The organism is Actinoplanes sp. NPDC026670, assembly GCF_040638175.1.
Lineage (GTDB): Bacteria > Actinomycetota > Actinomycetes > Mycobacteriales > Micromonosporaceae > Actinoplanes.
Genome location: NZ_JBEZXU010000084.1, coordinates 16,988 through 39,163, shown reverse-complemented (window position 1 = coordinate 39,163; position 22,176 = coordinate 16,988). Strand labels below are relative to the sequence as shown.

The 22,176-nt window shown below is 70.4% G+C and carries 16 protein-coding genes and 10 tRNA genes; 19 read left to right on the top strand and 7 right to left on the bottom strand.

Going from position 1 to position 22,176, the window contains the following annotated elements; genetic code table 11:
* Nucleotides 1-24 precede the first annotated feature (24 nt).
* Nucleotides 25-3,339: a TIR domain-containing protein gene (locus AB0E94_RS46295; protein ID WP_360340899.1), complete on the bottom strand. Its 3,315-nt coding sequence runs from the start codon at nucleotides 3,337-3,339 to the stop codon at nucleotides 25-27.
* Nucleotides 3,340-3,600: 261 nt separating this feature from the next.
* The gene (locus tag AB0E94_RS46290) at nucleotides 3,601-4,950 is read right to left on the bottom strand and encodes a cation:dicarboxylase symporter family transporter (RefSeq protein ID WP_360340896.1); all 1,350 of its coding nucleotides are present in this window, start codon (nucleotides 4,948-4,950) and stop codon (nucleotides 3,601-3,603) included.
* 82 nt (nucleotides 4,951-5,032) lie between these two features.
* Here AB0E94_RS46290 and AB0E94_RS46285 point away from each other — a divergent pair, with 82 nt between their 5' ends.
* Together AB0E94_RS46285 and AB0E94_RS46280 are read left to right on the top strand one after the other, a co-directional pair.
* On the top strand, nucleotides 5,033-6,586 hold the full coding sequence (locus AB0E94_RS46285; RefSeq protein ID WP_360340893.1) for a sensor histidine kinase: 1,554 nt from the start codon (nucleotides 5,033-5,035) through the stop codon (nucleotides 6,584-6,586).
* Complete coding sequence (locus AB0E94_RS46280) at nucleotides 6,583-7,293, top strand: response regulator (protein ID WP_360340890.1); 711 nt, start codon at nucleotides 6,583-6,585, stop codon at nucleotides 7,291-7,293. Before AB0E94_RS46285 ends, AB0E94_RS46280 begins: the two co-directional genes overlap by 4 nt.
* A 201-nt stretch (nucleotides 7,294-7,494) precedes the next feature.
* Here AB0E94_RS46280 and AB0E94_RS46275 read toward each other — a convergent pair whose 3' ends face one another.
* A complete protein-coding gene (locus AB0E94_RS46275; protein WP_360340887.1) occupies nucleotides 7,495-8,247 on the bottom strand; it encodes a class I SAM-dependent methyltransferase in 753 nt (250 codons plus the stop codon).
* 45 nt (nucleotides 8,248-8,292) lie between these two features.
* On the opposite strand from AB0E94_RS46275, the gene AB0E94_RS46270 reads away from it, so the two are divergent.
* Complete coding sequence (locus AB0E94_RS46270) at nucleotides 8,293-8,877, top strand: TetR/AcrR family transcriptional regulator (protein WP_360340884.1); 585 nt, start codon at nucleotides 8,293-8,295, stop codon at nucleotides 8,875-8,877.
* Here AB0E94_RS46270 and AB0E94_RS46265 read toward each other — a convergent pair.
* On the bottom strand, nucleotides 8,852-9,211 hold the full coding sequence (locus AB0E94_RS46265) for a DUF2784 domain-containing protein (protein WP_360340881.1): 360 nt from the start codon (nucleotides 9,209-9,211) through the stop codon (nucleotides 8,852-8,854). The genes AB0E94_RS46270 and AB0E94_RS46265 overlap by 26 nt on opposite strands.
* Before the next feature lie 298 nt (nucleotides 9,212-9,509).
* Between AB0E94_RS46265 and AB0E94_RS46260 the strand changes: the two genes are divergently transcribed.
* From AB0E94_RS46260 to AB0E94_RS46210, 11 genes are all read left to right on the top strand, one after another.
* Nucleotides 9,510-9,582, top strand: a tRNA-Arg gene (locus AB0E94_RS46260).
* An 8-nt stretch (nucleotides 9,583-9,590) separates the two neighbouring features.
* Nucleotides 9,591-9,663: transfer RNA gene (locus AB0E94_RS46255), tRNA-Leu, on the top strand.
* 14 nt (nucleotides 9,664-9,677) lie between these two features.
* A tRNA-Leu gene (locus AB0E94_RS46250) sits at nucleotides 9,678-9,751 on the top strand.
* 5 nt (nucleotides 9,752-9,756) lie between these two features.
* Nucleotides 9,757-9,829, top strand: a tRNA-Ala gene (locus tag AB0E94_RS46245).
* A 15-nt stretch (nucleotides 9,830-9,844) separates the two neighbouring features.
* A tRNA-Ser gene (locus AB0E94_RS46240) sits at nucleotides 9,845-9,936 on the top strand.
* Nucleotides 9,937-9,940: 4 nt separating this feature from the next.
* Nucleotides 9,941-10,014, top strand: a tRNA-Met gene (locus tag AB0E94_RS46235).
* An 8-nt stretch (nucleotides 10,015-10,022) separates the two neighbouring features.
* Nucleotides 10,023-10,097 (top strand) — tRNA-Pro (locus AB0E94_RS46230).
* A gap of 11 nt (nucleotides 10,098-10,108) precedes the next feature.
* Nucleotides 10,109-10,181, top strand: a tRNA-Lys gene (locus AB0E94_RS46225).
* 2 nt (nucleotides 10,182-10,183) lie between these two features.
* Nucleotides 10,184-10,262, top strand: a tRNA-Met gene (locus AB0E94_RS46220).
* A tRNA-Val gene (locus tag AB0E94_RS46215) sits at nucleotides 10,263-10,335 on the top strand.
* Between the two features lie 221 nt (nucleotides 10,336-10,556).
* Nucleotides 10,557-11,144, top strand: coding sequence for a dihydrofolate reductase family protein (locus AB0E94_RS46210; RefSeq protein WP_360340878.1), 588 nt, complete (start codon nucleotides 10,557-10,559; stop codon nucleotides 11,142-11,144).
* On the opposite strand, the gene AB0E94_RS46205 is transcribed toward AB0E94_RS46210, so the two are convergent.
* Nucleotides 11,122-11,688 (bottom strand): NUDIX domain-containing protein, encoded by a 567-nt coding sequence (locus AB0E94_RS46205; RefSeq protein WP_360340875.1) that lies wholly within the window; start codon nucleotides 11,686-11,688, stop codon nucleotides 11,122-11,124. The two genes, AB0E94_RS46210 and AB0E94_RS46205, sit on opposite strands and share 23 nt — an antisense overlap.
* A 51-nt stretch (nucleotides 11,689-11,739) precedes the next feature.
* A complete protein-coding gene (locus tag AB0E94_RS46200) occupies nucleotides 11,740-13,317 on the bottom strand; it encodes an MFS transporter (RefSeq protein ID WP_360340872.1) in 1,578 nt (525 codons plus the stop codon).
* Between the two features lie 73 nt (nucleotides 13,318-13,390).
* Here AB0E94_RS46200 and AB0E94_RS46195 point away from each other — a divergent pair, with 73 nt between their 5' ends.
* The gene (locus AB0E94_RS46195; RefSeq protein ID WP_360340869.1) at nucleotides 13,391-14,230 is read left to right on the top strand and encodes a GNAT family N-acetyltransferase; all 840 of its coding nucleotides are present in this window, start codon (nucleotides 13,391-13,393) and stop codon (nucleotides 14,228-14,230) included.
* Nucleotides 14,231-14,232: 2 nt separating this feature from the next.
* Nucleotides 14,233-15,681, top strand: a complete 1,449-nt coding sequence (locus AB0E94_RS46190; protein ID WP_360340866.1) for a nucleotidyl transferase AbiEii/AbiGii toxin family protein — start codon at nucleotides 14,233-14,235, stop codon at nucleotides 15,679-15,681.
* A 38-nt stretch (nucleotides 15,682-15,719) separates the two neighbouring features.
* On the opposite strand, the gene AB0E94_RS46185 is transcribed toward AB0E94_RS46190, so the two are convergent.
* Entirely contained in the window at nucleotides 15,720-17,570 is a 1,851-nt protein-coding gene (locus AB0E94_RS46185; protein ID WP_360340863.1) for an elongation factor G, read from the bottom strand.
* A gap of 256 nt (nucleotides 17,571-17,826) precedes the next feature.
* On the opposite strand from AB0E94_RS46185, the gene AB0E94_RS46180 reads away from it, so the two are divergent.
* The 3 genes from AB0E94_RS46180 (at nucleotide 17,827) to AB0E94_RS46170 (ending at nucleotide 21,918) form a co-directional block, all read left to right on the top strand.
* The gene (locus AB0E94_RS46180) at nucleotides 17,827-18,414 is read left to right on the top strand and encodes a CPBP family intramembrane glutamic endopeptidase (RefSeq protein ID WP_360340860.1); all 588 of its coding nucleotides are present in this window, start codon (nucleotides 17,827-17,829) and stop codon (nucleotides 18,412-18,414) included.
* Nucleotides 18,415-18,472: 58 nt separating this feature from the next.
* Nucleotides 18,473-20,050, top strand: coding sequence for a DHA2 family efflux MFS transporter permease subunit (locus tag AB0E94_RS46175; RefSeq protein ID WP_360340857.1), 1,578 nt, complete (start codon nucleotides 18,473-18,475; stop codon nucleotides 20,048-20,050).
* Between the two features lie 1,070 nt (nucleotides 20,051-21,120).
* The gene (locus AB0E94_RS46170; RefSeq protein WP_360340855.1) at nucleotides 21,121-21,918 is read left to right on the top strand and encodes an aminoglycoside phosphotransferase family protein; all 798 of its coding nucleotides are present in this window, start codon (nucleotides 21,121-21,123) and stop codon (nucleotides 21,916-21,918) included.
* The last annotated feature ends 258 nt before the right edge of the window (nucleotides 21,919-22,176 follow it).

Sequence of the window (22,176 nt, the reverse complement as noted above, 5' to 3'; positions counted from 1 at the left end):
GCACGGCCCGCACAGCTCGCTGTCTCAGCGGGGACAGGTCGGCTGGTACGGCGTCTCCGGGACGTAGGCCGCCCACTCGTCCGGGGTGAAGCCGCCACCGGTGACGGCGCAGGCGGTCTGGGACGGCGCCGCCCGCAGCGCGTTCAGGTCCGAGTAGTCCCAGACCGCGGCCCGCTTCCCACTCTGGTCCCGGCCGCTGGTGACCAGCGTGTGCCCGTCCGGGTGGAAGAGCAGGGCCCTCGACCTGAGCTCGGCGCCCTTGAGGCCGCCGACACGCTGGGGGGTGGACGGTTCGGCCACGTCCCAGAGCGTCAGCACGGAATCCCTGGTGCCGGTCGCGAGCGTGCGGCCGTCCGGAGAGAAGGCCACCGCGTCGACGATCGTGGTGTTGCCGGTCAGGATGGCCTGCCGGCGGCGGATCGGGCCGGCGACGTCCCACAGCGCCGCTGTCCGGTCCGAGCTGCCGGTCGCCAGGGTGCGCCCGTCCGGGCTGAACGCCATGGAGCTCACGAATGCGGAGTGCCCCTTGAGGCGCCCGGCCCGAACCGGCTTCGACCGGTCGGCCAGGCTCCACAGACTGACCGTCTCGCTCTCGGCGACGGCGACGGTGCCACCGTCGGGACTGAAGGCGATGGGCCCGGCAGCCTCGTCGCCCGGCAGCTCGGGAAGCCGGACCGGGTTCCGCGGGTCGGTGAGGTCCCACAGCATCACGTCGGTTCCCTCGGCGACGGCCAGCGTCCGGCCATCGGGGCCGAACTCCAGCGTGAAGCTGAAGGGCCCGACGGGCAGGTTGCCGATGGGCGCCGGCGCGCTCGGATCACTGAGATCGGTCAGCGTCACGAAGCCGTCCGACGACCAGTTGACGGCGGCGAGCAGGTCACCGTCGGGGCTGACCGCCGCCGCATCGAGCAGCCCGGGGACGACACGTACGGTGGCGCGCTCGACCGGGCGGGCGGGGTCCGACAGGTCCCAGGTGCTCGCCGTCCCGTCGACGTGTGCCGTGGTCAGGCGCCGGCCGTCGGAGCTGAGAGCGGCCATCACCCCGATGCGGTTCTCGCCGGTGGCCCGGCCGATGATCTTCGGGGCGCCGTGCGCCTTGACGGTCCACAGGCTCAGCGTGCCGTCGACCGCCACGGTGGACAGAATCCGGCCGTCCGGGCTGAACGCCATCGTCAGCGCGGCGCCGTCGTTGCTCTCCACATCGGCGAGGTGGACCGGTGTGTTCTCGGTCAGGTCCCACAGGCGCGCTGTGCCGTCCCGGTCACTGGTGGCCAGGGTCAGGCCGTCGCTGCTGAACGTCACGTCGGCGGCCCGGACCGCCTCCGTGTACAGCTTCTTCGGCTTGGCCGGGTCGCCCATGTCCCAGATCGAAAGGCTTCCGGCGGGGTCATGGGTGGCCATGAGCGGCCGCACCGGGTTGAAGACGGCCCTCCGGACCTTGCCGTCCAGCGTGGCCAGCTGGGTCGGGTGCATACGATCAGTGATGTCCCAGACCGTCCCGGTGGTGCGGGAGAAGCCGGCGGCCACGACGGTACGGCTGTCGGGGCTGAACGTGATCGGCGTCAGGCTGTCGCCCATGATCTGGCCGAGCCGGGCGGGGTTCTCCCGGTCGGCCACGTCCCAGAGAGTCCACAGCCCGTCGAAGTCGCCGGCGGCGAGCGTCCGCCCGTCCGGGCTGAGCACGGCCTGGACGGCGTCAGTCGTGGGGACCGTGCTGATCGTGACCGGCTCGGCCGGGTTGGAGACGTCGATCAGGAGCGGCTGGAGGTCCCAGCCACCGACGACGGTGAGGGTCTTGCCGTCGCGGCCGAAGGACAGGAAGGAGAAGACCGGGAAGTCGTCGAACGTGACGAGGCGGACGGGCAAGGCCGGGGCGGCCATGCTCCACAGCGACAAGGTGTAGTCCGCGCCGATGACGGCCATGATGTCGTTCGCCCCGTAGGCCATGGCCAGCACGTCGTCGGTCGCGCCGACCCTGCGGGTGGAGGTCACGAGGCCGGCGAGCTCGGCCCGGGTCTCGGCGCCGGGCTGGATCTTCTCCGCGGCGATCCCGAGCCGGAGAGCCATCGCCGGGTCGTTGCCGAGAGCGGCCGTGGCCCGGTTGATCAGCCGCCGGACGAGTGTGATCCGCTTCTGCTCCGCGGCGTTCTCCTCCTGGCGGCGGGCTTCCTCGGCGGCCTCCTTCGCCTTTCGTTCGTTCTCCCGGGCGATGGCCTCCTGACGGCGGGCCTCCGCCGCGGACTGCTCGGCGATCCACTGCTGGCGCCGGGCGATGGTCCGCTGCTTCTCGGCCTCGGCGGTGGCCTGCTCGGCGAGGAGCTGCTGCTGCTCCGCGATCAGCCGCTGGCCTTCCGTCGCCCGCGCGGCCTGCGCGGCCAGTTCACGCTGCTCCCGGGCCACCTTTTGCTGCTCCTCGGCCAGGGCCCGCGACCGGTTCGCCAGCTGCTGCTGCTTACGCGCGTTCTCCTGCTGCCGTCTCGCCTCGGCCGCCGCCCGCTCGGCCGCCTTCTGCTGTTCCCGCGCCAGTTGTTCCTGGGTCTTCGTCTCGACGGCGGCGGCATGGGCCCGGGCCTCCTGCGCGCGGGCGTTCTCCTGCTGGCGCCGGGCCTCCTCGGCGAACCGGTCGGCATTGCCGCGTTCCTGCGCGGCGAGCTCCCGCTGCCGCTGGGCGTCGACCGACGCGACGGTGGCCCGGTCGGCGTTGTGTCCCGCGACCACGCCGGTAATCGACGCCACCGCGGTCAGCAACGCCAGCGCCGCCACGGCCCCCCGGCGCAGCCGCCGGGACCGGCGGTGCTGCCGGACGTCCTCGCCCTCCAGCTCGTCCTTGCTGAGGCCGTGCATCGGGGCGGCCAGCTGCGCGATCGCGTCGCGGAACCGGGCGTCCTTCAGGCTGAGGCTCTGGTCGTCCCGGGTCCAGCGCAGGTCGAGGAAGAGCGGCTCCTCGGCGAACACCCCGCGCAACGCGTCCGGCACGGCCGTCGAGTCCGCGGACAGGTCGCCGCGGTACGGGTCCCACCGCCACTCGCCGTCGGTCACCACCGGCAGGATCCGATCCGCCGGTTTCGTCGCGATCCAATGCTCGATCTCGCGGTTCACCCACGGCGACTGCGCCGCCTCCGGCGACGCGAGCAGCACGAACCAGTCCGAGCCGTCCAGCGCCTCCTGGATCGACGACCACAACGCCGGGGTCACCGACAGACCGGTCTGGTCCCGGAAGATCCACAACGCGCGGCGGCGGTGCCATGGCTTCGCCAGGCGATGCAATCCATGCTGTACGGCCGGGGCCAGCCGCCCGTCCGCGGCGTGGCTGTACGAGATGAAGCCATTGAAGGTCATGCCGGGCCCCCGCATTCGATCGTCAGCGCCGACAGATTCTCCATGCGGGAGCCCGCAGGTGGAAATCGGCACCCGGAAACGAGCGCCACCAGCACCCGCGCGGCCCGCCGCCGGACCGGACCGCACCCATCGTATCGATGATCTCGCATGAAATGGGGCCACCCCGTCGCGTCTGGGGAAGCGACGGGGTGGCGGCTCTGATGTGATGTTCCGGGAGGCTGCGGTCACCCCGGGCGCTCGTCGGCCGGGGCGACCGGGTGGTCAGACTGCGGCCGGGGCGCCGGCCGGAGCAGCCGGGACGCCGTGGTCGTCGTCGAGCATGGTCTGCTCGTCGAACGGGGCGTTTCCGGACAGGACCAGGTCGGCCTGTTCGCGGTCGAACTCCTTGGTCCAGATGCCGATCAGGACGGTGGCGACCGCATTGCCGGCGAAGTTGGTCAGCGCCCGCGCCTCCGACATGAAACGGTCGATGCCGACGATCAGGCCCACGCCGTCGACCAGGTCGGGGCGGTGGCTCTGCAGGCCGCCGGCCAGGGTGGCCAGGCCGGCGCCGGTGACGCCGGCGGCGCCCTTCGAGGCGATGATCATGAACAGGAGCAGGGAGATCTGCTCGCTGACCGACAGCGGATCGCCCATCGCCTGTGCGACGAACAGGGACGCCATGGTCAGGTAGATGGCGGTGCCGTCGAGGTTGAAGGAGTAGCCGGTCGGGACGGTGATGCCGACGACCGGGCGGCTCACACCGACGTGCTCCATCTTGGCGATCAGGCGGGGCAGCGCCGACTCCGACGACGACGTGGACAGGATCAGCAGGAACTCGCGGCCCAGGTACTTCAGCAGGCTGAAGATGTTGATCCGGGCGACCACCCAGAGCAGGGATCCGAGCACCACGAACACGAACAGCGCGCAGGTGACGTAGAAGCCGAGCATGATCTGCGCCAGGCTGATCAGCGCGTCCACGCCGGTCGCGCCGACGACCGCGGCGATCGCGCCGAACGCGCCGACCGGGGCGAGCCACATCAGCATCGCCAGGATGCGGAAGACCAGCCGCTGGAAGATGCCGATGGCACGCAGCACCGGCTCGGACCGTTCGCCGAGGCTCTGCAGGGCGAAACCGGCGAGCAGCGCGACGAGCAGCGTCTGGAGCACGTTGCCGGACGCGAACGGGGAGAGCAGGCTGTCCGGGATGATGCCGAGCAGGAAGTCGGCGGTGCTCTTCGCCGGTTCGGTGCCGACCGCCTTCTGGCCGGCCGCAGCGGTCGAGGCGTCCAGGTGCATGCTCGAACCGGGGTGGATGATGTTGCCGACGACCAGGCCGATGGCGAGCGCGACGGTCGACATGGTCAGGAAGTAGCCGAGCGCCAGGCCGCCGACCTTGCCCACCTTGGCGGCCTGCCGGATCGAGCCGACGCCGAGGACGATGGTGCAGAAGATGACCGGCGCGATCATCATCTTGATCAGGTCGACGAAGCCGGTGCCTATCGGCTTCAGCTCGACTGCTGTGTCCGGCCAGAGCAGGCCGACACCGATGCCGAGCAGGACGGCCGCGATGACCGCCAGGTACAGGTAATGTGTGCGGTCGCGTTTGACCGGCGGGGTAGCGGTAGTCATGACAGGAATGTGGCCTGGGTCTCAGACGCTTTCACCGTTACGTTCATTCTGTTCATCCGAACGAAACGAATCGAGGCCCGGTTTGGCACGACGGTGGAGCATCGCCAGGCAGCTTTTCGCCCTCCAGGTGCTGGTGGTCACGCTGCTGGTGGCGATCGGGACGACCGGCGCGGTGCTTCTCGCCAGCCGGGACGCGCAGGCCACCGCGGAGGCCGAGGTCATCGCCGTGGCCGAGACCATGGCGAATTCGCCGGCGGTGACCAGCGCGCTGCGGGCCGCCGACCCGGCCGCCGCGTTGCGGCCGTTCACCGAGGCCACCCGCAAAGCCACCGACACCGACTTCATCGTGGTGATGGCGCCGGACCGGACCCGCTACAGCCATCCGACGGAGAGCCTGATCGGCCAGCCGTTCGCCGGTTCGGTCGACGAGGCGCTGCGCGGCGGCCGGGTGGTCGAGGAGTACCGGGGGAGTCTCGGCGACTCGGTCCGGACCGTCGTGCCGATCCGTGACCCGGGCAGCGGCGCCATCATCGGCCTCGTCTCGGTCGGCATCAAGACCGACGAGATCAACCGGGAGCTGGTCGCCCAGCTGCCGGTCGTCGGTGTCGCCACCGGGATCGCCCTGCTCCTGGCCGCTTTCGGGTCGTGGCTGCTCAGCCGCCGGCTGCGCCGGCAGACGCACGGCCTCGGACCGGCCGAGATGACCCGGATGTACGAGTATTACGATGCCGTCCTGCACGCCGTCCGCGAAGGTCTCGTGGTCGTGGACCGGGACGGCCGGGTGACGTTGATAAACGACGAGGGCCGCCGTCTGCTGAACATTCGCAGTGACGGCCCGGCTGACGTCCCGGCCGAGGTGGCCGGCCTGATCGCCGAGCGCCGCCCCACCGTCGACGAGCCGGTGCTGGTCGGTGACCGGGTGCTGGTGGCCAGCCGCCGGGAGACCAGGTTCGACGGCCGGGTCCTCGGCACCGTGCTGACCCTGCGCGACCACACCGAGCTGCGCGCGCTGACCGGTGAGCTGGATTCGGTGCGGGGCCTGACCGAGGCGCTGCGGGCGCAGGCACACGAGGCCGCGAACCGTCTGCACACCGTCCTCACCATGGTCGAACTCGGTCGCACCGACGAGGCGATCCAGCTGGCTACAGCCGAGCTCGCGGTCGCGCAGCAGCTCACCGACCAGGTCGTCGGCGCGGTCGAGGAGCCGGCCCTGGCGGCGCTGCTGCTCGGCAAGTCGGCGCAGGCCGGCGAACGCGGCGTCGAGCTCACCATCGACTCCGAGTCCCGGCTCACCGGTTCGCTGCTGCGCGGCCGTGACCTGATCACCGTGGTCGGCAACCTGATCGACAACGCCCTGGAGGCGGTCGCCGACACCCCGCTGCCGCGCCGGGTGGGTGTGCTGGTCCGGGAGGAGGACGGCGAGGTGCTGGTCCGGGTGCGCGACAACGGGCCGGGGCTGACCCCGGACCAGGCGGCCAGCGCCTTCCAGCGCGGCTGGTCCACCAAGGGCGACGGGCACGGCATCGGCCTGTCGCTGGTCCGGCAGGTCGCCGAGAGGTACGGCGGAAGCTACGACATCGACCGGGCTCTCGAGGGTGGCGCCGTGATCAGCGTCCGGTTGCCGGTGCCGGCATGACGACCCGGCCGCCGATCCAGGTCCTGGTGGTCGACGACGAGCCGCTGATCGCTGAGGCGCATCGTGCGTACACCGAGAAGGTCGACGGTTTTGTCGTCGTCGGTGTGGCGCACACCGCGCGCGAGGCGATGACCAGGCTGCGCGCCCACCCGGTCGATCTGGTCCTGCTCGACCTGAACCTGCCGGACAAGCACGGCCTGGAGATCGCGCGGGCGCTGCGCGCGGCGGGCAGCGGCACCGACGTGCTGGCCGTGACCTCGAACCGGGACATCGCCATGATCCGTTCCGCGGTCGCTCTCGGCGTGACCCACTACCTGCTGAAACCGTTCACGTTCGCGGCGTTCCGCGACAAGCTCGACAGGTACGCCCAGTACCGCCGCCAGCTGGCCGAGTCGGCCGAGGTGGCCGCCCAGCACGAGGTGGACCGGGTGTTCGCGACGCTGCGCGGCGCCCCGCCGGACACCCTCCCCAAAGGACTGGACCCGAAGACGTTCGACCTGATCCTGTCGGCGCTGCGCACGGCGGCGCCGGCCGGTCTGTCGGCGGCCGAGGTCGGCGCCCGGACCGGCACGTCCCGGGTGACCGCCCGCCGCTACCTGGAGCATCTCGCCGATTCGGGCCGGGTGGTGCGCAGCCCGCGATACGGCGGACCGGGCCGTCCCGAGGTCGAGTACCGCCCGGCCTCCGGAGGAATCCACGGCCCGTGACGGCATTCCGCCCGCCGACTCGAAGATTTGGCTCCTACCAGGGGTTTTGCCGGCGGCCGGGATCGGCGAGGATGTCGTCCAAAGCCACCGGCCGAGTTGACGTTCCTCCGAGGCGCGGGCGGCCCGACTCCCCCGTGTCGGAAGCTGCCGGCCCTCGGATGCCGGCCCATCGCCTGAGCGGTGGGCCGGCATCCCCCAAGGTCACCGCAGGACGGCGGTCACCGCGATGGTGGTGTACGGCATGGCGAAGCGCTCACCTGTCACCTGACCCAGCCCGTCGAGCAGGGCGCTCAGCTCCGCCTCCGGAAGCAGGTTGTGCCCGCCCGCGGTCGGGATCAGGTCGAGCCATTCGTCGCGGGTGTACTCGTGCTCCCACGCGTAGCGCCACACCTCGGGCGTGGTGAAGTCCGCGCCGATGCCGTCGATGGTCTTCTCCGCGACCGTCGCATAGGGATCGGCCACCGCCCACGGGCTGAACGGCAGGCTCGGCGCGACCTGCCGGTAGACCTCGCCGAACGCCGCCGCCAGCTCCGGCGGTGGCTGGTAGGCGTTCCAGAACAGGGCCAGCCGCCCGCCCGGCCGCAGGACCCGGGCCGCTTGCGTGGACCCGGCCGCCGGATCGACCCAGTGCCAGGTCTGCCCGGCGACGACCGTGTCGAACGTGCGGCCCGCCGGGTCCCAGTCCTCGAACCGGGACTCCTCGACGGTGAGGCCGTGCCGGCGGGCGGCCTCGGCCATCCGTGGATCGGGTTCGACGCCGAGCACGTGACAGCCGGCGTCGCGCAGCTGACGGGCCACGATGCCGGTCCCGGCGCCGACGTCCAGCACCTCGCGGCCGCCGGCGGCGAGGCGGCTGATCAGGTCGGCCGGGTAACGCGGCCGGGCACGGTCGTAGCGCTCGGCGTCCACTCCGAAGGACTCGGCGATCCGCCGGTGGGCAGGGTTAGTGGGCATGCGCCCACTCTAATGGGCGCTCGCCCACTCGGCTAGATTCGCTGTGTGCCGACCGGTGTGGCCCTGCGCGACGTGCGGGAACAACTCTTCGACGCCGCCGACCGGATCCTGCTGAAATCCGGCCCCGAGGCGCTCACCAGCCGTGCCGTCACCATCGGCGCCGGCTGCGCCAAAGGCGTCCTGCACCGGCACTTCACCGACTTCGACGACTTCCTCGCGGAGTATGTGCTCGACCGCTCCACCCGGATGGACGCGCGAGTCGCCGCCCTGCGCGCCGGCACGGGATCCGTCACCGACGCCGTGGCCGAGGCGCTGACGTCACTGTTCGGGTCGGTCGCGGTCGCCATCGTCGCGCTCGTGACGTTCCGCGACGGGCTGCGCGCCCGCCTCCGGGAGACCTGGCCGGCCGGGGTTCCGGTGCTCACCGAGGCGGCCGAGTTGTTCGCCGCCTACCTCGAGGACGAGCGGGCCCTCGGCCGGATCGCCGGCACCGCCGACCCGGCCACCCTCGGCGCCATCCTGATCGGCGCCGGGCACCTGCTCTTCGCCGACCGCACCGGGCCGCCACCCGCGCCGGCCGACGTGCGCCGCACGGTCGCGGCGATCATCCCCGTCGCCGCCGCCACCTGATCACCACGCCGGTGTAGGAGACCGCGACCACCACCGCGATCAGCAGCCGCACCTCGTCCAGGTAGCGCTCCGGATACATCACCCCGGTCAGGTACGTGTCGATGAACCCGCGCTCCAGGCCGGACTGCCCGGCCCGCTCCCGCGCCCAGTTCTCCACATGGGTCAGCGGGCAGTTCAGCGCGAACACGACGATGCACAGGCCCCAGGCGGCGGCCGCCAGGTGCAGCCAGATCACCTTCGGCCAGCGCCACGCCAGGAAACCGCCGGTCACCACGAACGCGATGAACAGGAAGTGCACGACCATCGTGGCCTCGGCCAGAACCCGGTAAATCATGTTCTGTAGTTTCCTCGATTAATTCGTTGGACGGGTGCCGCGGGGCCGCCTATGTTTGTCATCAACACCGACCCAGCCGGGCCGAGACACCGAAGGAGGAGAGATGGCCGCCAAGCGAATGAAGCAGGTTCTGCCGAGTCTCCCCGTCCGAGTTCTCAGCCGACTTCTGGGCCGGTGGCGCAGCTAGCGAGCAGCTAGCCTCCTGCGCCGCCCGTCCGCACCGGACCGGGCGGCTTTTTCGTTGTGCACTTCTTTCGAGCAATGCCTTTCTTTGACAATTCCACAGCGGACGACACATGTCCCCGTAGCTCAGCGGAAAGAGCACCGGTCTACGAATCCGGGGGTCGGGAGTTCAAATCTCTCCGGGGACACTTTTCACGCCCTCGTGGCCCAACGGCAGAGGCACCAGACCGAGGATCTGGACGGTGCGCGTTCGAATCGCGCCGAGGGCACGCAAGTAGGTCAGGCCCGGGTAGCCCAACTGGAAGAGGCGCCGCATTCAGGGTGCGGAGGATGGGGGTTCGAATCCCTCTCCGGGTACGCAAGGGCTCGTAGCTCATCAGGTAGAGCATCCGTCTTGCAAGCGGAAGGTGGCCGGTTCGAGTCCGGCCGGGTCCACGTAGTGAACACAGTGGAGAGCTGGCCGAGTGGCCGAAGGCGCCGGATTGCTAATCCGGAGCAGGGGTATCACACCTTTGCCGGGAGTTCGAATCTCCCGCTCTCCGCTCCGTCGCCGTAGCTCAGGGGCCGAGAGCGCCGCCCTCATAAGGCGGAGGCCGGTGGTTCGAAACCACCCGGCGACACGTGATGACGGGTCGTGGCGCAGCTTGGTCAGCGCGCTCGCCTTGGGAGCGAGAGGACGCGGGTTCGAATCCCGCCGACCCGACTGTACGACCAGCGTTGCTAGCTCAATTGGCAGAGCTTCCGGCTCTTAACCGGCAGGTTCGGGGTTCGAGTCCCCGGCAGCGCACTCGCAGGGTGGAGGAGTTCGGTCGTCCTCGCCGGTCTCATAAGCCGGAAATCGCGGGTTCGAATCCCGCCCCTGCATCCAGTTCCGGTAGCTCAGCAGGTAGAGCGCCGCCCCGACAAGGCGGAGGCCGCTGGTGCGAATCCAGCTCGGAGCACAGCACCCCGTGGCGGCGAACATACCGCCCCGGCTCAGGGGAGAGGTAGGTCGTCCGCTGTGGAACGGGGCCGGTGGCCGTACCGCCGCATGGGTTTGAGTTCTCTGCTCGAAGGCCTGCGCAGCAAGGCCTCACCTGGGCGAATGCGCAGATGAATGGCTTGCGTGAACCGCTTCGGAGGAGAAACCTGCGGGGTAGGGATGCGCGTTAGGAGGCCTGCCATGGGCAGAGTCGTCGCTGCCCTGTCCATGTCGCTGGACGGGTTCGTCGCGGATGAGCACGACGGTGTGGCCGAACTGTTCGGGTGGTATCAGAACGGCGATGTCGAGGTTCCGGGGGCCGATCCGCGCTGGGTTTTCCATGTCACCGAGGCGAGTGCCGGATATCTGCGGCCGGCTCTGAGCAGTGCCGGCGCGCTGATCTGCGGGCGGCGGCTCTTCGAGAACACCGACGGGTGGGGTGGGCGGCATCCGGCCGGCTGCCCGGTTTTCGTGGTGGGTCATTCGGTGCCCGGCGGATGGCCGCGGGAGGATTCGGAGACATCGTTCTTCACCGATCCGATCTCGGCACTGGAGGCCGCGCAGAAAACGGCGGGGGAGCGGGTGGTGTCGGTTTCCACGCCCACGCTCACTCAGCATTATCTGGACGCCGGTCTGCTCGACGAGATCACCGTTTCGCTGGTGCCGGTGCTGCTCGGCGCCGGCACCAGCTTCTTCGGTGGTCAGGTGGTGATGCCGGTCCGGCTCAGCGATCCGCGGGTGATCGAGGGCCGGGGCGTCACGCACCTCACATACACGGTTCTGCGGTAGGGAGCTTCTTCAGGAAACGGCTCAGGTGCGGGTCGAACCGGGCCGGGTCGGACTTGACGATCTCGTCGCGGCTCCACCAGCGGACGCTGTGGAACTCGCCGGTGTCCGGCTTCAACGGCTGGTCGCGGGGGATCTCGACGGTGTACCAGAGGCTCACGTCGACGTGCCCGGAGTCCATGCCGACGGTCTCGGTGACGGTCAGGAAGAGCGGGGCCGCCGAGACCGGTGCGGTGACGCCGAGCTCCTCCTCGATCTCCCGGGCCGCCGTCTCATACGGGTCCTCGTCCACCTCGACGTGCCCGCCGGGTGGCAGCCACAGGCCGGCGTTGACGTGCTCGACGAGCAGCAGGCTGCCGTCGGCCGGGTCCACCGGGACCACGTAGGACACCAGGTGCCGGGCCGGTTCGGCCGGCTTGGCCCGCCGGAACACGTCATCGGTGCTCCGTAGCCAGCCGAGGGCGTGCCCGCGGTGTTCGCCCTCGAGATTGTCGACCGGTTCCAGCCTGGTCACCACGTCGTGCACTGCCGCCACCGTTGAACGCATCCAGGAATGATGTCATCCGTATGTACCAGCTACGTGACATTCCGTTGCGGATCAGCCGAGTAGATTGTCGCCGCTCCCGGACGGCGCCGGATCCGGCAGCCGGGCCATCCGGAACCCGTTGAGCAGGCCGAGCAGCCCGGCGAGCAGCGGCAGGAGCAGCGCCGCCTGAAGGGCGATCGGGCGGGCCTCGGTGTTGATCCGGACGATCTCGTCGCTGACCTCGGCCGGCTGGCCCGCCAGCAGCGCGGTCAGGTGCTCGTCGGACATCACCTCGGCGTTCTGCTCCAGGGCGGCGGCGACCTGTTGCTGCTGGGCCGGATTCAGGACGGTGCTCTGCCCGGCCCGGTCGGTGAACGAGGCGGCCAGGGTGGCCAGCATGATCGCGCCGGCCGCGGCGAGGCCGAAGGACAGGCCGAAGGATCCGCCCGCCGAGTTGACCGCGGCCGCCTCACTGACCCGTTCCTCCTCGATCGGGCTGAGCGTGTAGTTGTTGAGCTGCGACACCAGCATGCCCAGACCGGATCCGGCGACGGCCAGCGGCAGCAGCAGCTGCCAGCCGAAACCGGACTGCGGGACCAGCGGTACGAGCGCCAGCGTGCCGATCGTGAGCAGCGCGAATCCGAGGCGCACGAGGCTGGCCGGGCGCCACCGTCCAGCGGTGCGGCCGGCGATCAGGGCGACCGCGAACATGCTCAGCGACAGCGGGGCCAGCGACAGCCCGGCCTCGAGCGCGTTGTAGCCGAGCACCATCTGGAGGTAGATCGGCAGGGCGATCATCAGGCCGCCGAGCGCGGTCTGCTGGAGCATCTGCCCGGAGATGCCGGCCCGGAACTCCGCCGACCGGAACAGGCCGGGGTCCAGCAGCGCGGGGCGGCCCGCCCGCTTGCGCCGGATCAGCCACCAGGCGAGCCCGGCCAGGCCGAGGACACCCAGCAGGAGCAGGGCCACGGCGCTGCCGCCCTCCTCCCAGACCAGGATGCCGAGGACGATGCCGCCCATGCCGGTGACCGACAGGACCGCGCCGATCACGTCGATGTGCCGTGGGCCGGTGTACTCGACGTTCTTGACCAGGCCGATGCCGGACAGCACCCCGGCGATGATCACCACCTCCAGCGCGAACCCGACCCGCCAGGACAGGAACGTGGTGATGAACCCGCCGAGCAGCGGTCCCACGGCGGCGGCGATCGCGGCGGCGGCGCCGACCATGGCGTACACCCGGCGCTGCTCGGCGCCCTCGAAGTTGCCGTGGATCAGCGACTGCATCGACGGCAGCAGCAGGGACGCACCGATCCCGCCGATCAGCGCCCAGCAGATCACGATCGGCAGCAGCGTGTCGGCGACGGTCATGGCCAGGGCGCCGACCGCGTAGCCGAGCAGGCCCAGCACGTACGCCCGCTTGCGCCCGATGAGGTCGCCGACCTTGCCGCCGATCAGGATGAACGCAGCCGACACCAGCGCCTCCAGGGCGATCGCCGACTGGACGCCGCTGGCCGTGGTGTTCAGGTCGTGGACCACCGCGGAGATCGAGACGTTCATCAGCGAGGTGTCGACGACCAGCACGAACATGGCCATCGACAGCAGGACGGCGAGTCTGGTCCGGCTGCCGGTCGGTTTCGCGTCCTGTGCCATGACGTGCAGCGTGCCGACGGAGGTGGTCCGGCGGCATCCCCCGGTAAGGATGAGATGGAGAACAATGCAGCACATGATCATTCGCATCAACGCGCTCACCGACCCGTCCGGCGGCAATCCGGTGTGGATCGCCGAAGGCGACGACGGACGGCCGCTGGGCACCGCGTACGTCCATGCCCCGGCCGGTGACGGGGCCGCCGATCTGCGGATCACCGTGCATCCGGCGGAGCGCCGGGCCGGGGTCGGCACCCGGTTGCTCCAGGCGGCGGTCGCTGCCGCCGACGGGCGCGCGCTGCTCGGGGCGGCTGTCGAGGAGGGCTCCGCGGGGGAGTCCTTCTGTGTGGCGGCCGGGCTGCGCCGGGTGCTGGCTCTGACGTACACCCGTCTCGATCTCGCGTCGTTCGCCGCGGCGGCCGAGACAGTCGACGGCTACCGGCTCGTGCACTGGACCGGCACGGTGGCCGACGACCTGGCCGAGACCTTCGCCAGGTCCCGGCGGGCGATGGACGACATGCCGATGGACGACGCAGCCTGGACCCCCGACGTGTGGGATGTCGAGCGGCTGCACCGGGTCGCCGCCGTGGTGGCCGGGCGCGGCGAGATCCTGCTGACCACGGCGGCGATCGGGCCGGACGGCGAGATCGCCGGGTTCACCGAGCTGGTGGTGGCCGGCGACGGGACCGGCGACGGCCAGCACTACGGGACCGGGGTGCTGCCCGCGCATCGTGGGCGCGGGCTGGCCCGGTGGCTCAAGGTCGCGCAGATCGAGGAGGTGCGGGCGCGGTTCCCCGAGCTGGCCGGGCTGCTCGCCGACACCGCCGACAGCAACACCGCGATGCGCCGGGTCAACGACTCGCTCGGCTACCGGCCCACCCACCGCAGCCTGCTCTACCAGGTCGACGCGAAGGAGTGACGATGATCAGCTCCATCACCGTGGAGCGTGTCTTTGCCGACGCACTCGCGGAGTTCGCCACCGGCCACGGCGTGGAGTTCCGGCATGTCCGGCTGGAGCGGGGCCGGCAACGCTCGCAGCCGATGCTGGTGGCGCCCGGCGGAGCAGCGGTCATCCGCGAGTGGATCGAGAAGATCGAACGGTCCGGCCGCCCCTGGATGACACCGATGCGGACCCGCACCCTGGCACCGGCCGACGAGGCCCGGCCGGCCGAGCGGGACTTCGAGCACCACATCGAGCTGCGGTCGGAGCCGTCTAGGGTGGCCGCCGTCCTCGCGCTCACCGATCTTCTCCAGGTCAGCGGGGCCGGGCTGTGCCGTGACCCACGCCCGATCATCGTTCAGCGCTGCCCGGACGCTGACCCCGGCGCCGCACTGGCGAGCCTCGCCACCCTGTCGGCGGCTCTGCGCGGGCTGGGCCTGGGGTTCGTCGCGATTCAGCGGTGGGTCATCCGGCATGACAGCAATCCCGGGTGGGACACCGGCTGGCTGACACCGGCTCGGGTGCCGGAGAGCCCGCAGCGCGTCATCGGCGGGATCGTCCGGCATGGCATGCCGGCCACCTTCCGGCCGGTGCCGGGCGGCCGGGACGTCGAACAACTGCTGGCCTTCGACCCCGCACTCAAGCAGTTCGACAACGCCTACCGCCCGGGTGAGCCGGTCTTCGCCGATCCGGCGACCGGCAGGCGCTGGCGTGCGGCCCGGGAGACGGCCATGAACGACCTGCTCACCGTGGTCGGCCGCAGCCGGTGGGCGGAGCACCTGGTGCTGCGTGGCAGCGCGGCCATGCGGGCCTGGTTCGGCGACGACGCACGGCGACCCGGCGACCTCGACTTCGTCGTCACGCCGGCGCACATCACCAGCGACAGCCGGGCGGCCCGGGAACTGCTCGACGGGATCAAGACGGCGGCGGCCGAAGCCGGTCTGCGGGCCGATGCGACGGGCGAAGCCGCCATCTGGACGTACGAGCGTGCCGACGGCCGGCGCCTGGTCATCCCGTTCTCGGCACCGGATGTGCCGGACGGCAGTGTCCAGGTCGACGTGGTGTTCGGCGAACGCCTGCCGATCGAGCCGCAGCCGGTCGCGCTTCCGGGTGTGCCGACCCTGATCCTGGCCGCGACGGCGGAGTTGTCCCTGGCGTGGAAGTTGCTGTGGCTGACCACCGACAGATACCCGCAGGGCAAGGATCTGTACGACGCGGCCCTGCTGGCCGAGCACGCCACCGTCGACGTCGAGCTGGTCCGCGAACTGCTGCTGCCGGAACTCGGTGACGAGGCCCTGGAGTTCTCCGCTCTTACCCCGCTGACCTGGCGTGACGTGGACTGGGACAACTTCGCCGCCGAGTACCCGGGCGTGCCCGGCGACACCGAGCACTGGCAGCGGCGGCTGGCACTCGCGTTGGACCGGGAGTGAGGCGGGCCCGGGACGGAATCCCGGGCCCGCCCGCTCACTCACGCGGCGGGGCGGTAACCGGCCGGGCGGCTGGTGAACGTGCCCCGCCCGTGCGTGCGGCTGCGCAGCCGGGTCGCGTACCCGAACAGCTCAGCCAGCGGCACCGTGGCGGTCACCGTGCGTACCGACGAGTCGGTCACCTGGGCGCGTCGCGCGGCCAGGTCGCCGAGCACCGCGCCGATCGCGTCGGACGGCGCGCTGACCGTCACCTCGGCCACCGGTTCGAGCAGCGTGAGCGTGCAGGCCAGGAGCGCCTGACGCAGCCCGAACCGGCCGGCCGCCCGGAACGCCATCTCCGACGAGTCCTTCACGTGCGTCTGCCCGTCGGTCAGCGTCACCCGCAGACCCACCACCGGATGTTCACCGTCGGTGAGTGCCTCCCGGCAGCCGGCCTCGACCGCGCGGGCGAACTCGGCCGGCACCCGGCCACCGGTCACCGTCGACGCGAACTCGAAGCCGGTCCCGTCGACCGGCGTCACGTCCAGGACGACGTGCGCGAACTGGCCCGCGCCGCCGTCCTGCTTGACGTGCCGGTACACGAACCCGGTGAGCCCGCCGGTCACCGCCGACCGGTAGGCGACCTGCGGACGGCCGGTGGTCAGCGCCAGGCCGGTGGTCTGCCGCAACTTCTCCACGGCCACCTCCAGATGCAGCTCACCCAGGCCGGACAACAGGGTCTGACCGGTTTCGGCGTCCATGCGTACGGTCAGCGAAGGGTCTTCCCCGGCCAGCGCCGCGAGAGCGCCCGGCAGACGCTGCGCGTCGGATCGCGTGCGTGCCTCGACCGCGACCGAGACCAGCGGCTCGGTCACCCGCGGCGCCTCCAGCACCACCGGGTTCGCCCTGGTCGACAGGGTGGTTCCGGTCCGGACGGCCTTCAGCCCGGCGACGGCGACGATGTCGCCGGCGACCGCGCGGTCGATGTCGGTGTGCCGGTCGGCCTGGACCCGGAGGATGCGGGAGATTCTTTCGGTACGGCCGTCGCGCGCGTCCCACATGACATCCCCCTTCGTGATCGTGCCGTCGTAGACGCGCAGGTAGGTGAGGCGGTCGCGTTTCTTGAACACCAGCGCGACCGGGTCTTTCGTCTCATCGCCGGAGGGTGCCGGCAGGTAGTCGACGACGGCGTCGAGCAGTTGTTCGACACCGATGCTGCGATGCGCGGAGCCGCACAGCACGGCTACCGCTTGTCCGTTTCTGACCAGGTCCCTGATCGCTGACTTCAGTGTTGAGTCGGACATTTCGTCCAGCTCTTCCAGGGCGCCCGGGTGCAGTTCGGCGACCGCCTCCTCCAACTCCCGGCGCTGCTCCCGCACCTGCTGCGGCGGCTGGTCGACCAGGCCGATCACGCCGGTGAAGTCGCCCTCCCGGCCGATCGGGACCTGCAGCACCAGCGGAACCACCTCCAGACGGTCCCGGATCGAGGCGACCGCGGCGTCCAGATCCGCGCCCGCCCGGTCCAGCTTGTTCACGAACGCGATCCGGGGCACCTGATAGCGGCCGGCGGTCCGCCACACCGTCTCGGACTGCGGCTCGACGCCGGCGACCCCGTCGAAGACGGCGACCGCCCCGTCCAGGACGCGCAGCGACCGCTCCACCTCGTCGGAGAAGTCGACGTGGCCGGGCGTGTCGATCAGGTTGATCCGGTGACCGGTCCAGTCGCAGCTCACGGCCGCGGCGAAGATGGTGATGCCACGGTCGCGTTCCTGCGGGTCGAAGTCGGTGACGGTGTTGCCGTCATCGACCCGGCCGGTCTTGTGGGTGATGCCGGTGGCGAACAGGATCCGTTCGGTGAGGGTGGTCTTGCCGGCGTCGACGTGCGCAAGGATGCCGATGTTTCGGACATGCATGATCGTGAGTTCTCTCGAGTCTGATCGGAAGGCGGACTGCGCCTGTTACAGGCAGCAACCGGCCCCGGTGGCGCAGCCGGAGCCGGCCGCACCAGACACGAGGATCAGCTCGAAACGCGACACCGGGATGACGACGGCGGTGCGGTAGCGCATGGCCGTGTCTCCTCTCCGGTCGCGGTGATGGCGCAACGGTACGAGATCCACTCCCGCGGCGTCGAACGATTAATCTGACAGTCATGCTGATCGATCCGGCGCCGTGACCCTCGTCGCGGTCCTGCTGATCATGGCGGCCGTCCGGTTCTGGAACCACCACGGGCCGGCCCGCACCCAGCCCTTCGCCGGACCGCTCGCGGCGATCCTGCTCGTCGTGGTCTCCGGAGTCACCCTCTCCTGGTCCGGCTGGGAGTGGGCAGTGGGCGCGGCGCTGATGATGGCCGCCCTGTACGGGATCCTGCTCCTCATCCCGGCCGGGCGGGAGGCGCTGGCCGCCCGTTCCTACGACAATCCCGTTCGAAAGGCCCTGATCGGGGTACCCCTCTCCACGGTGATCTTCGAGGAGGTGGCGTTCCGCGGAGTGCTGTGGGCACTGATCGCCGACGAGCACGGGGTGGCCTGGGCGACCGTGATCACCGCCGTTCTCTTCGGTCTCTGGCATCTTCCGGACAGCGGAGAAGTGGCGTTCACCACCCTGGCGGGGGTTCTTCTCAGCTTTCTCCGGGCCGCTTCGGGTGGGGTCCTCGCCCCGTTCGTCCTCCACTGGACCGCCAATGGCCTGGGAATACTCGCCTCGGCATGGGTGCGTAGATCGGCGCCGACGGAATCCGGCGACCCCGATAAATCCTGAGAACCATGTCGGACCCCGTCACTAAGCTCCGGAATGCCGTCCTACCTGTGGAGATGTTGTGAGCAGTCAAACCTCGGCGCCGGCGAAACTGGACGGCGCCGTACTCAAGATCGCCGGGGTTGTGGTCCTCGGCGCCATCATGTCGATCCTCGACGTCACCGTCGTCAGCGTGGCGATCCCGACCTTCCAGGAGGAGTTCGGCGCGACGTATGCCGAGGTCGCCTGGACCATGACCGGCTACACCCTGGCCCTCGCCACGGTCATCCCGCTGACCGGCTGGGCCGCCGACCGGTTCGGCACCAAGCGTCTTTACATGACCGCGCTGCTGCTGTTCACCCTCGGCTCGGTGCTCTGCGCCACCGCCGACAACATCGGGCAGCTCGTCGCCTTCCGGGTGCTCCAGGGCCTCGGCGGCGGCATGCTCATGCCGCTCGGTATGACGATCATGACCAAGGCGGCCGGGCCCGAGCGCATCGGCCGGCTCATGGCGGTCCTCGGCATCCCGATGCTGCTCGGCCCGATCAGCGGCCCGATCCTCGGCGGCTGGCTGATCGACTCGTACAGCTGGCACTGGATCTTCCTGATCAACCTGCCGATCGGTGTCGGCGCGCTCGTCTACGCCCAGATCGTGCTGCCCAAGGACACCCCGGAGCCGTCCGAGTCGTTCGACTTCATCGGCATGCTGATGCTGTCGCCGGGTCTCGCGCTCTTCCTCTACGGCGTCTCCACGCTGCCCGAGGAGCAGACGATCAGCTCCAACAAGGTGTGGATCCCGATGCTCGCCGGCGCGCTGCTGGTGATCGGGTTCATCGTCTACTCGTTCAAGCCGAAACACCCGCTGCTCGACCTGCGCCTGCTGCGCAACCGCAACCTGACCGTCGCATCGATCACGCTCGCCGTGTTCACCGTCGCGTTCATGGGCGCCGGCCTGCTGTTCCCCAGCTACTTCCTGCAGATCCACGGCGAGTCGACGCTGCACGCCGGCCTGCTGATGGCCCCGCAGGGCATCGGCGCCATGGTCACCATGCCGATCGCCGGCATGCTCGCCGACAAGATCCCGGTCGGGCGGACCGTGCCGTTCGCGTTGCTCCTGATCGCGGCCGGGTTCTTCGCGTTCACCCAGGTCGGCACCGACACGTCGTACGTGCTGCTGTGCGGCTCGCTGTTCGTGATGGGCCTCGGCATGGGCGGCACGATGATGCCGATCATGACGTCGGCGCTGCGCACCCTCACCAACCACGAGGTGGCCCGCGGCTCGACGCTGCTCAACATCCTCCAGCAGATCGCCGGCTCGGTCGGCGGCGCCGTGATGTCGGTGATCCTGACCTCCGAGCTCAACGACTCGGCCCCGGTGACCGTCCCCGGCGCCAACGGCCAGCCGATGGCCACCACCGAGGCCCAGCTGGCGATCGGCGCCCAGATGAACCCGGAGATGGCCGCCGCCTTCCCGCCCGACCTGAAACCGCTGCTGGAGCGGGGTCTCGAGTTCGCGGCCGACGCGTTCGCCACCACGTTCACCGTGGCGTTCGTGCTGACGCTGCTCACTCTGATCCCGGCGCTGTTCCTGCCGCGCAAGCGCGAGGAGTCACACCTGCTCGACGAGGAGAAGGGCGCCACCCCGGTCATCCTGCACTGACCGGCCGCCCTTTCGCCGACTGCCCTTTCGTGGGCCGCCTTTTCGCCGGCCGCTGCCTGCTTGCCGCGTTGCTTGCAGGCAGCGGCTGCCAGCCTCGCCCGCTCGTCGGCCGCTGCCTGCTCGCCGCGCCTCCAAACAAACAGCACCTGCTGCCTGCTTGCCGGCCGCCGTCTACTCGTCGGCCGCGCCCGCCCGTTCGTTGGCCACCGCCGCTCGCCGCCCCTTCCGCGATCTTGTGGACTTCGGGCATGCTCGAGTTTCGCCATCTTGGGGATCGTCCGGGTGGCATCACTGCAGGGCGCACCGGTTCTTCGCCCGGGCCGTGGGGCCGGGCGTCGATGGTCCTGCTGACACTGATCGTGCGGTCGAACCCTCGACGTCTTCCCGGCCGGGGAACAAGTCACCGTCCAGATCAACAACATGGCGAAACTCGCGCAGGTCCCACCTCCGGGCGAACGCGTCACGATCTTCTGGACTTCCACGATGACGGTCGCCGGGCCTCGACCGGCCCCGGTCGCCGGTGTTCAGTAAGCCCCGGTCGCAGGCCTTCCGCCAGCCACGGTCGCCAGCGCTTGGCCCGACACGGGTCGCCGGCGTTCGGCCAGATGCGGTCGCCGGCGCTCGGCCCGGAGTGGTCTCCGGTGTGCGACGACCAGCGCACACAATGCGGCAACGTGCGATTTCACCCTCGCCGGAACGACGACAGGCGCACGCAGACGGCACAACGTGTGCTCCCATCCCCGTCAGAACGAAGCAGGCTCACACAATCGGCGAACGTGTGCGCTGACCATCGCTGCGGTCGGCGGACCCGGCCTCGGCAGCCCGCTCCCGGTATCGCCTCTGGACGGCCGTCCAAGGGCATAAATACCTCACGATGATCTTGCGGCGTTCGCTGGGAATGGCGCTGACCAGGACGAATGCAAGACTCACTTCGGCTGCGGCCCTGACCTGCAATGTCGCTGCCCAAAATGGCCAAACTCGAGGGGCACACCTGACTCGAAGAAGTTCACAAGATCGCGGCGGGTTGGCGGCGGCGGGCGGCCTCGCGTCGTTTCGGTACGGTGACCGTCATGGATCTTCTCGGCTCCGGGCGTGAGGCGGATGTCTACGCGATCGACGAGCAGCGGGTGCTGCGCCGCTATCGGCGTGGCGACGACGCCACGGCCGAAGCCCAGCTCATGTCCTATCTGGCCGGTCTCGGCTATCCGGTGCCGCACGTCCACTCGGCGAGCGGCGCCGACCTGATCCTCGAACGGCTCGACGGCCCCACCATGACCCAAGCCTTCGCCGCCGGACAGCTCGGGGTGGACGAGGGCGCGGCGATCCTGGCCGATCTCCATGACCGCCTGCACCGGCTGCCACCCCGGCCCGGGCCGGCCAGCGGCCTGCATCAGCTGCCACCCCGGCCCGGGTCGGCCAGAGGCCTGCATCAGCTGCCGTCCCGGACCGGGTCAGCCGGCACCCTGCCGGCCCGGCCTGGTCCGGCCGGCATCCTGAATCGGCTGTCGTCCCGGCCCGGGCCGCCCAGCATCCTGCATCGCGACCTGCATCCCGAGAACGTCATGCTCACCTCGCGCGGGCCCGTCGTGATCGACTGGCACAACGCCGCCGAGGGCCGGCCCGCTGTCGACGTGTGCCTGACCGCGATCATCATGGCCCAGGTCGCCGTCGATCCGGCCCATCCGCACGCCGCCGCGGCTGCCGGGTTCCTCACCGCTTTCCTGACCCGGGTCGGCGGCGAGCCGCTCGACGGGCTCGACGAGGCCCTCGACATCCGCCGGGCCGATCCGGCCCTCACCACCGCCGAATCCGCTGGCCTCGCCGCCGCCGTGACCCCACTGATCCGCGGCGCGCTGCGCTCTTCATGAGCCGTCGCTGAGCCGCCTTTCGGTGGCTGGATTACCGTGTTGAGCGACGGCTGGCGGGTTTCTGCGGCGTTCGGCGGTCGTGAGCCGTCGCTGAGCTGCCTTTCGGTGGCTGGATTACCGTGTTGAGCGACGGCTGGCGGGTTTCTGCGGCGTTCGGCGGTCGTGAGCCGTCGCTGAGCCGCCTTTCGGGGGCCGGATTACCGTGTTGAGCGACGGCTGGCGGGTTTCTGCGGCGTTCGGCGGTCGTGAGCCGTCGCT